Genomic DNA, 8,440 nt, shown 5'->3' with positions numbered 1-8,440 from the left:
AGAACAGGCGGATCCCTCAAGGGGTTTGGATGATCTGCTCCAGCACCCGTCGTTTGGCTTTGGGGTCGATGCCCAGCAGGCGCACATACTCGCCGCGATGCTCCTCCAGGCAGGCTTCCAGAGCCGCCACCACCTGGGGCAGCTGGGTGGCCTCGATAGGGCTGCAGCTCTGCCAAGAGGAGGTGCGAAAACGCCGCTTGTCCGCATGTTCGGTGCCGATGCGGTAGCCCTGGCTGAGCAATTGCTGCACCTGTGCCACCACCTCGCTGCTGAGTCGGGTGCTGGCAGGAACGGTGGAAACAGGAGTAGCCGCCGGGGATCCCTGGGCTGCAGGGGCAGGCGACTTGCCGCCGGGGGTTTGAATGACGCGCTCGTAAACCCGCTTTTTCCCCTTGGGATCGATCCCCAACAGGCGCACGTAGTGGCCTTGGTGCTCCGCCAAAGCAGCCGTCAGCTCGGCCAACACCTCCGGCCCGCGGCTGGCGCGAATGGTCGGCCCGGTCTGCCAAGAGGAGGTTTTGAAGCGGCGCTCGTCAGCATATTCGTAGCCGATGCGATAGCCCTGGGCCAGCAGCCGATGTACCTCTTCCTGTAACTCCAGGTCGAGGCCAGCAGCGCTCCCTCCCAGCTTGCCCCCCTCTGCGGGCGAGGCTGTCCCGCCGCTGCTGCTCATCTGGGGCGTTTGAATCACCTTCTCCAGCACCCGCCGTTTGGCCTTGGGATCGATTCCCAGCAGGCGCACATACTCTCCCGTATGTTCGGCCAAGGCCGCCTGCACAGCCGCCACGATCTCTTGGGCCGAGCCGCTCCAATTGCCCAAAGTCTGCCAGGAAGAGGTGCGGTAGCGGCGGACATCGGCCACCTCCAGGCCGACGCGATACCCCTGCGCCAATAGCGCCCGGATCTCCTCCTCCAAGCTGGCGTCAGGGCGCGGATTGGCTGCGCCGGAACCTGGGGCCGTAACCGAGACGTGGCTGGGGGATCCAGAAACGGTCGCCGGCCCCTCCGGGGTTTGGATGATCTGCTCCAACACCCGTCGTTTCGCCTTGGGGTCGATCCCCAACAGGCGCACGTATTCGCCGCGGTGCTCCGCCAAAATAGCCCCCAGCGATTGCATGACCTCGGCCTCGCGGGTGCTGGTGATCGGGCTTTCGCTCTGCCAGGAAGAGGTACGGAAGCGGCGGGCATCGGCATATTCCAGCCCTACCCGATAGCCTTGGGCCAACAGGGCGCGAACTTGCTCCACCACCTCCGGCTTGAGAAGGGATCCGCCGCCGTTCCGGCCGTCGGCGCCAGAGGAGGAATGAGTCATGGATGCCGTCTCCGTAGCCGTTGGGTTAGAGGTGCGCGACCGCAGAAGTTCGTTGCGAATGGGAGCAATACAGACCAGGTTTTCGCTGCAGTGATAGCCTTCCAGCAGAGCCTGGTTGATGCCGATCACATGTTGGGCAAACTTGGCATCGCTATCTTGCACATCGGGCAGCCGATCCGCCTCAGCTTGCGTGGTGATGATGGAGCCGGAGGGCACATACTTGCCCGGCGGGATCTCCACATCCTGGATCAAGCAGTGCAACATGACGATGCAGCCATCCCCCACCCGCGCGTTGAACACCGTGGAGCGGAAGCCGATAAAGCAGTTGTTGCCCACATAGGCTGGCCCGTGGATCAAGGCCATGTGGGCAATGGAGGTGTTCTTGCCAATCCACACGGAGTAGGGTTGGCCATCTTCCCCAATGACCCGCCCTTGCTCCAGGCCGTGGATTACCACCCCATCCTGGACGTTGGAGCCGTCGCCAATGTAGAAGGGAGAGCCCTCATCCGCACGGATGGAAGTTCCTGGGGCAATCAGCACCTGGGCGCCCACGCGCACATCCCCGATGAGATTGGAAAAGGAATGCACGTAGGCAGAGGGATGGATGGTCGGCTCCGCCAGGCGGCGAGACCAGGGCGTTGGCGGCGCAGCATAGGTGTGAGCAGGCATAACCGTGAGCCTCTAGAACACGTCAGAGAGAGGAAGGAGGGATCCCAGCTAGCGTTGGTCGCGCTTGTTGTAGAGGGAGCGACCGCCGATGCTGACGGTATCGATGATCGCCATCACCACTGCATCCAGCGGACGGGTTTCGTTTCCCTGCGGCTGGCGAGCTGCGCTGCCCTGGCTGACCAGCACCCACTCCTCGGCGCCGGCCCCCACCGGATCGGCAGCTACAGCGTAGTCGGGCTGCGGTCGGCCCTCGAGATCGACATACTGCACCACCAGAAACTTCACGCCTGTCAGGCTGGGATCCTTCTGGGTGCTGGTAACAGTGCCCCGCACAATCGCGATACGCATCTAGGGACGGGTGAAGGGACGGATGGCGTTGACCCCTTCGCGGAACTGAGCCACATCCTCGGTGTAGCGAATGGGCAACACGTACTCTAGGTTTTCGTGGGGACGGGCGATGATGTGCCAGGAGAGCAACTGGCCGCCATTGACCCGCTTCACCGACTCGATCCCGGCGGCCACCGAGGCCTGCACCTCGGAGACATCGCCCCGTACGATCACGGTGACGCGCCCGCTGCTGATTTTTTCATAACCCACCAGGGTGACGCGCGCGGCCTTTACCATGGCGTCGGCAGCTTCCACCACTGCCGGGAAGCCCAGGGTTTCGATCATTCCGACTGCAATAGCCATAGGGACTCCTTACGCTGAAATTGTGGAGGGGGTTGGAACCTGTCCAGATTTTCTGGATCGGGTCAATTCCAGGCTAAGTGCAACTACTCAGTTAGGTACGAAACTGCTCCACTGCCTCCGTGTAGCGGATGGGCAGCACAAACTCCAGGTTTTCGTGGGGACGGGCGATGATGTGGTGGGAGAGGATCTCGCCCCCACTCACCCGTTTGGCAGACTCCAAGCCAGCGGCCACCGAGGCCTGCACCTCGGAGACATCGCCCCGTACGATCACGGTGACGCGCCCGCTGCCAATTTTTTCGTAACCCACTAGGGTGACGCGCGCGGCCTTTACCATGGCGTCGGCAGCTTCCACTACTGCCGGGAACCCGCGGGTTTCGATCATTCCGACTGCAATAGGCATATCAACTCTCCACTTTTGAACACTCAGTTCCTGAACGTTGCCGAACCCAGCAATAAGGCCAATCGATCTCCAAATTGATCTCGCCTATTGGGTTCGATCCTGCAATTTCCCTCGAACTCATCTAAGAGATCCTCTGCCCAACCCTCAGTGGACAGCTCTTCTCGGCAACACCTACTCCAGCCACCACAGACCTCCCCCTGGAGAGAAGGCCGTGCCCAACCCCCGACCTCAGACTCAATCAGACGGAGGCCAGAAAAGGTTGTGGGAGCCATCCGGGTTAACCACAACTGTCGCTCAGGCGGGCAAAGCTGCCAACTCCAGGCCAAGTCCCCATCTTTCTTGCACAAAATCGATCATACAAAATCGACGAGGACGCCCCAGAGAAGGGATCCCCCGACTCAACAAAATGATATCCCCATTCAATCCTGGACGAAAATCAATATTTTTAATTAGCACGATAGCTTTTTATTAAGAGAGACAAAATTGTTATCAACTCAAAAATAATTCTTGACATCTTTTCAGCTTTTGCCGTTATCGGCGCAGCGAGGGGGGCACTTCCAAGTCATGGGCTTCCATGAGGTCGGGTTGGCTCATCAGATGGGCCGGGGATCCCTGGGCGCAAATCCGGCCTTGATCTAAGAGGATCACCCGATCGCACACTTCCAGGATCAGTTCCAGATCGTGGGAAGCGAGCAGAAAGGTGTGCGTTGCTTGCAACAAAAAGGCGATTAGCCGGCGACGGGCGCGCAGATCCAGGTTGGCAGTCGGCTCATCGTAGAGTACCAACTGCGGCTGCATTGCCAGGATCCCGGCGATCGCGACCATGCGTTTTTCACCGCCGGAGAGATGATGGGGGGGACAGTTGGCCAAATTCAGGGTGCCGGTCATCGCCAGGGTTGCTTGGACCACAGCCGCGACCTCTGTCTCAGAACGTCCCAGGTTGCGCGGCCCAAAGGCTACATCCTCGGCCACCGAGGCGGCAAACAGTTGATCGTCGGGATCCTGAAACACCAGCCCCACCTCAGGGCGAAACTGGCCAGGCTGGAGCGGCTGCCCAAACAAAGTGATCTGGCCGGAACAGGGGGGCAACAGGCCAGCGAGGGCCAGGAACAGGGTGGTTTTGCCGGCGCCATTGGGGCCAATGATTCCTAGGCGCTGCCCGGCCTCAACCCGTAGATCCAGCCCTTGCAGCACCGGCGGACAACCGGGATAGGCGACCCACAACTGTTTGACCTCCACCGCCGGCGCTGTGTTCATGGCAGCAAGCTCATCCCAGGGCTAGCGCTGCTCCCAATGCTTCCAGCGCTTCTGGGTGGCGGCAGGGGTGAGCTGCAGGGTGGGTACGCTGGGGCTGGTCAGGTCGATCTGGAGAATTTCGTCGGGTGTACACTCGCAGTGGCGGCGCAGATCCCGCATTTGGTTGAGGGTTTGAATTTGCAGAGGCAGGCGGTCAGAAATCGGCCCCAGATAGACGTTGCCCAGCTCAGTGTGGAGCGTGATTCCCTCTCCCGACTGCCAATCTACGGTCTCGATCTGGATCTCAGCCTGTTGCAGGGCTTCGAGCAACAAGGCCCATTGCTCGGGCGCGTGGTTCTCCCAGCCCAGCAACTCCAGCTCAGGCCAGGAAAGGGAGGATCCGCTGTGGCGTCGAAAGGGATCGGGGGGCAGCCAATGGCCTTGCCGATCCACCCAGCCTGTCTGGTCGCCCCGACGGGCGCGCGCGACCAGTTGCCGTTCCCGCACTTGGACGATCACCCCCACCGGCAGCAGCCGCCGCTGTACCTGGACGCTTTCGATGGGAGAAGGGCGGGCCGGGGATGCCAGCAAGGCTCTTTCCAACACAGCCGGCTGCACCTGCCAGAGGTTCATTGGATAGGTCAGAGGCAGTTGCTCCCGGATCCAGTCGGGGTCGACCCAGTAGCTGCCCTTTACCTGAATTTGCTCCGGCCGGCGAATTTGCCAGTAGGGCTGCTGCAGGCCCAACACCAGCAGCGTCAGAACGCCCATCGAGCTGGCCAAGCGCCAGGATCCCTGCCAAAAGCGCTTGCGCCGTTGCTGACGCAAAAGTCGCCTGCGTTGCAGAAGTTGGTCGCGCGTGGGAGAAGCCAGAGGTACCATTAGCCCTCCCTCAAGCCAAAGGGGAGCATTCCATGCTCCTATTCAACTCGCGATCTCCTCGACCTGATCCGCCCGCAGCCAAATTGGAGGGGTGGGAACAGCCCCAAACTTAATCTGGAGGTAGTCGTCCTTGATATCCACCACTTCTCCAGGAGTTTCGAAGACGTAGTTGGGAATCAAAGGGTCGCTGGCCTGGGCTTCCAGGCTGCCTTGCAGTTTCTCGCGGATGGCCCGCACCAAAGTGCCTCGCTTAATCGCCATTGCCCCTCCTTCGATAGCCGTTGTATCCTGTGCCGCCAATAAGCCGGGTCCAGCCTACTTGCGCTTCAGGCTGCGGGCCATGTTGCGAAACATGTCCATGTCAGATCCCCCCTGGCGGCGTGAGCCTGCTCCACTGCTGCTGTTTGAGGTGGAAGAGCTTTGCTCAGGGGCTTTGGCCTGTTCTACGGCCAACTTAACTTTGCTTAGGGAAGAAACCTGCTCCACCACCTCCACCTTCTCCGTAGAGCCGAAATCCTGGAAGGTGTGCTTCACGATCCTAGGAGTGCGCATGTATTCGATGTTGCCAAGGGTTTTGGCCTCATCTGGGTCGAGAAAGAAGGTGTTGTCTTTCTTTTTGGCCGGCTGAGCAGCCGTCCCTGATGAAGGTTTGGAATCTGCCTGACCACGAGAGCCGAAAAAGCGCCTGAAGATGCCCACCATTGGTGTCTTGCCTGCAATGCGAAGAAAGTTGAGCCGGATCCCTAGACGTCGGGTCAGCCAGCCGCAGCTAGAAAGGTGACGGCTGAGCCCGGCTATGAAATCATGTTAAGCCAACTCAGGATAACATGCTCCCTGGCTGCAGGACGGCTTTCTCGGCCACATGTTCAACTCTCGGAGGCTCTGCCAGGGGAGGACCTTCGACCCTAGGCAAGTAGTCTGGCCAAGGGCAGCGAGCACATCCTCAGTCACGGCTCTTTAGTAAGTTTGGGGATCCCAATGACTGGCCAATGTACAGTTTTTTTGCTGGAAAATCCGTGTTGGCTCCCTTTTTGAGCTATGGCTTGACTCTTCACAATCAGTATGGGCAAGCAGTGTTAAGCCCGATCCCAGGAGGGGCAAACTATGACCATTCGATCCATCGTTGAAGAAGTCTTGCAAACTCGCCACTTTACCTCAGAACACGAGAGCCTAATCTACCGCCTGTTGTGCGATCGGTGTTTTGACGAGGCCGATTTGAAGGCATTGGCTTACCTGAGCGACGCTATGGTTCAGGGAATTGTTCAGCACTAGCCTCGGGATCCCTAAATAATTACAGGCGGCACTCCGGATGCCCGTCTTACGGAGAGGGCCCAAAAACTTTTGGGATCCCTTCCTCTGCGAAACCCTTTAGGCTCAAGAAGCTTCTGAGATCATCTCCAGAAGTGCGAGCGAAATTACCTGGCAGGCGTTGGGGAGCAAGCGTTACCCCTCTGCCTGCGAGGTGTAATGTATGGCAACCCTGAGCGGACTGCCTAAATTCAAGGCTGTGCCGATGCAGCGAGCCAAGATTTGAATGTTTTGCTTTTGCTCCGCCGATTCTAAAATCCTGGTAGAGGCCTTGCTCGGGCTGGCGATGGACGAATACCGGCTGTTCATCTTAAGCAAGCTCTCAATTTTGTTCAGCGGGTTGATATCTTATACGCGACTTGGAAAGTAATTGGATAACAGCAAAAGAAATACCGCATCGTTCTTTGCTTAAAGACTAGAGCGGCTTGTCCCTCTCCCGCATCGGCGACCCTACGGATTTTGGCCGGCAAGGCACTCCCAGTTTTTCAGAGATGGCCGGTTTTCTCTCCGAGATCCCACGGGCGAAGGATCGCCGCCTTGCGGTGAGAGGCAACGAGAAAGGTAGAGGCTCGAGGCAATCTCGTCGCCCGATCCCTCCCTGTGGCCTTGCCGTCTGGAACAGCCCCTCGCTCTAGCAAGGGAATGGGTGTTCCTGTTCCGCCTTAAGATCCTAAGATAGAAGTTGAACGTCCCTGCTGGACTGGGTGCCTTTCCTTTACAACTTGGAAAGGGGGGGCCCAGCCGCAGAGGCGGGGGCGACGGCCGTTACGTTTTGAGAGGAATCCATGTTGTTCATTTTTAACCTAGCGAAGCGTCTGCAGCGCATCCTCCTCGCTCTCGTAGTCGGGGTGGCTGCGGTAGCTTTCCTGTCCAACCCTGCTGCTGCTGAAACCTACACGGTCAAGATGGGCTCTGACAAGGCCCAGCTCATTTATGATCCCCCCACCCTCACCATCAATCAGGGAGATACTGTTCGGTGGGTCAACAACAAGGTCTATCCTCACAACGTTGTCTTTGACAAGGTACCTGGTGGCGATGCGGCCCTGGCAGCCAAGCTGTCCCACAAGGCCCTGCTCACTGCTCCCAACCAAGTGGTGGAATCGGCCTTTGTCGATGTCCCTCTGGGTGAGTACACCTACTACTGCACTCCCCACCGGGGGGCTGGCATGGTCGGCAAGATCATCGTCAAGGGCTAGGCTGGCGCTCCAATTCCACTTCTCTGGTTGCTTTTTAAGAGGGAGATTCCGGCTCTGGCTTGCTGGCATGGGATCCCTGCCCGTAGCATAGAAAGTAGCCCTCTCGAGAGTGGGAGGGCTTTTTCGCGAATAGACGTTAGACAGGTTCCCCATGACCACCAGTGTTAAAGGCTACCTGCTCCTGGCCGTTTCCTGCATCAGTGCCATTGCCGCTGTGGGTTCGATTTTCGAGTTGGCTTCCGGTGAGCCGGATTTTGGCGTCGGCCCCACCAGCATTATCTTGATCGTCGCTGCTCCCTTGGCGGTTTGGCTGTTTCAATCGGCAGTTGGGGCGGCACGAGCCAGCGGCGCTGCCGGCAAGGGGGGCAAGAAGCGAAAGTAGGCAGGTAGATACGGGAAAACTGGGGGGAAGGGGATGGAGTCAGCGGGTTTGCTGTAAAGAAACTTGTGATTCTATCTCGGCTTCTGCTGGCTGATGAAACTCCGGCAACAGCTTTCGTTCTTGCACCGTTCCAAGGGCTGCTTCTAGCTCTGCCGTGGCTAGAGTACAACTGGAGCCAGATCCGTTCAATACGGTCTCGGTCACCTGTCCTTTTTTGTCGATCCGATATTCCACCTTGATGTACTCGGGCATCTGCACTCCACTCGCTGCTGCTCAACAACTGACTTTCTCCTACCCATTGTAGTTCTCGCTTTTTCCCCGCTCGATCTGGCTGGGCCGTATGGCTTCTGCTCGTCCCCCGTTTC

Annotated in this window: 12 protein-coding genes; 3 read left to right on the top strand and 9 right to left on the bottom strand. The window is 58.9% G+C overall.

Annotation, left to right across the window (positions count from 1 at the left end; all coding sequences use genetic code 11):
* Window positions 1-16: 16 nt before the first annotated feature.
* From NW809_RS08895 to NW809_RS08860, 8 genes are all read right to left on the bottom strand, one after another.
* Window positions 17-1,981 (bottom strand): ribulose bisphosphate carboxylase small subunit, encoded by a 1,965-nt coding sequence (locus NW809_RS08895; protein WP_414401962.1) that lies wholly within the window; start codon window positions 1,979-1,981, stop codon window positions 17-19.
* A 48-nt stretch (window positions 1,982-2,029) separates the two neighbouring features.
* Window positions 2,030-2,329: a EutN/CcmL family microcompartment protein gene (locus NW809_RS08890; protein ID WP_011430452.1), complete on the bottom strand. Its 300-nt coding sequence runs from the start codon at window positions 2,327-2,329 to the stop codon at window positions 2,030-2,032.
* Window positions 2,330-2,671, bottom strand: coding sequence for a carbon dioxide-concentrating mechanism protein CcmK (locus NW809_RS08885; protein WP_011430451.1), 342 nt, complete (start codon window positions 2,669-2,671; stop codon window positions 2,330-2,332).
* A 91-nt stretch (window positions 2,672-2,762) separates the two neighbouring features.
* A complete protein-coding gene (locus tag NW809_RS08880; protein WP_011430450.1) occupies window positions 2,763-3,071 on the bottom strand; it encodes a carbon dioxide-concentrating mechanism protein CcmK in 309 nt (102 codons plus the stop codon).
* Between the two features lie 531 nt (window positions 3,072-3,602).
* On the bottom strand, window positions 3,603-4,328 hold the full coding sequence (locus NW809_RS08875; protein ID WP_011430448.1) for an energy-coupling factor ABC transporter ATP-binding protein: 726 nt from the start codon (window positions 4,326-4,328) through the stop codon (window positions 3,603-3,605).
* 21 nt (window positions 4,329-4,349) lie between these two features.
* Window positions 4,350-5,189: a cell division protein FtsQ/DivIB gene (locus NW809_RS08870; RefSeq protein ID WP_011430447.1), complete on the bottom strand. Its 840-nt coding sequence runs from the start codon at window positions 5,187-5,189 to the stop codon at window positions 4,350-4,352.
* Between the two features lie 42 nt (window positions 5,190-5,231).
* Window positions 5,232-5,450, bottom strand: a complete 219-nt coding sequence (ndhO, locus tag NW809_RS08865; protein WP_011430446.1) for an NAD(P)H-quinone oxidoreductase subunit O — start codon at window positions 5,448-5,450, stop codon at window positions 5,232-5,234.
* Between the two features lie 54 nt (window positions 5,451-5,504).
* Window positions 5,505-5,891, bottom strand: coding sequence for a hypothetical protein (locus NW809_RS08860; protein ID WP_011430445.1), 387 nt, complete (start codon window positions 5,889-5,891; stop codon window positions 5,505-5,507).
* Between the two features lie 402 nt (window positions 5,892-6,293).
* On the opposite strand from NW809_RS08860, the gene NW809_RS08855 reads away from it, so the two are divergent.
* The 3 genes from NW809_RS08855 to NW809_RS08845 all read left to right on the top strand — a co-directional run bounded on the left by NW809_RS08855 (window position 6,294) and on the right by NW809_RS08845 (window position 8,075).
* On the top strand, window positions 6,294-6,461 hold the full coding sequence (locus NW809_RS08855) for a hypothetical protein (RefSeq protein ID WP_011430444.1): 168 nt from the start codon (window positions 6,294-6,296) through the stop codon (window positions 6,459-6,461).
* Window positions 6,462-7,282: 821 nt separating this feature from the next.
* On the top strand, window positions 7,283-7,693 hold the full coding sequence (gene petE / locus NW809_RS08850) for a plastocyanin (protein ID WP_011430443.1): 411 nt from the start codon (window positions 7,283-7,285) through the stop codon (window positions 7,691-7,693).
* A gap of 151 nt (window positions 7,694-7,844) precedes the next feature.
* On the top strand, window positions 7,845-8,075 hold the full coding sequence (locus tag NW809_RS08845; RefSeq protein ID WP_011430442.1) for a hypothetical protein: 231 nt from the start codon (window positions 7,845-7,847) through the stop codon (window positions 8,073-8,075).
* A gap of 39 nt (window positions 8,076-8,114) precedes the next feature.
* On the opposite strand, the gene NW809_RS08840 is transcribed toward NW809_RS08845, so the two are convergent.
* The gene (locus NW809_RS08840) at window positions 8,115-8,327 is read right to left on the bottom strand and encodes a DUF2997 domain-containing protein (protein ID WP_011430441.1); all 213 of its coding nucleotides are present in this window, start codon (window positions 8,325-8,327) and stop codon (window positions 8,115-8,117) included.
* Window positions 8,328-8,440 lie beyond the last annotated feature (113 nt).

The sequence above is a fragment of the Synechococcus sp. WC101 genome, from assembly GCF_047461555.1.
Classification (GTDB): Bacteria; Cyanobacteriota; Cyanobacteriia; order Thermostichales; family Thermostichaceae; genus Thermostichus.
The sequence above is the reverse complement of the archived record's forward strand: the minus strand, read 5'-3'. Positions and strand labels throughout refer to the sequence as shown.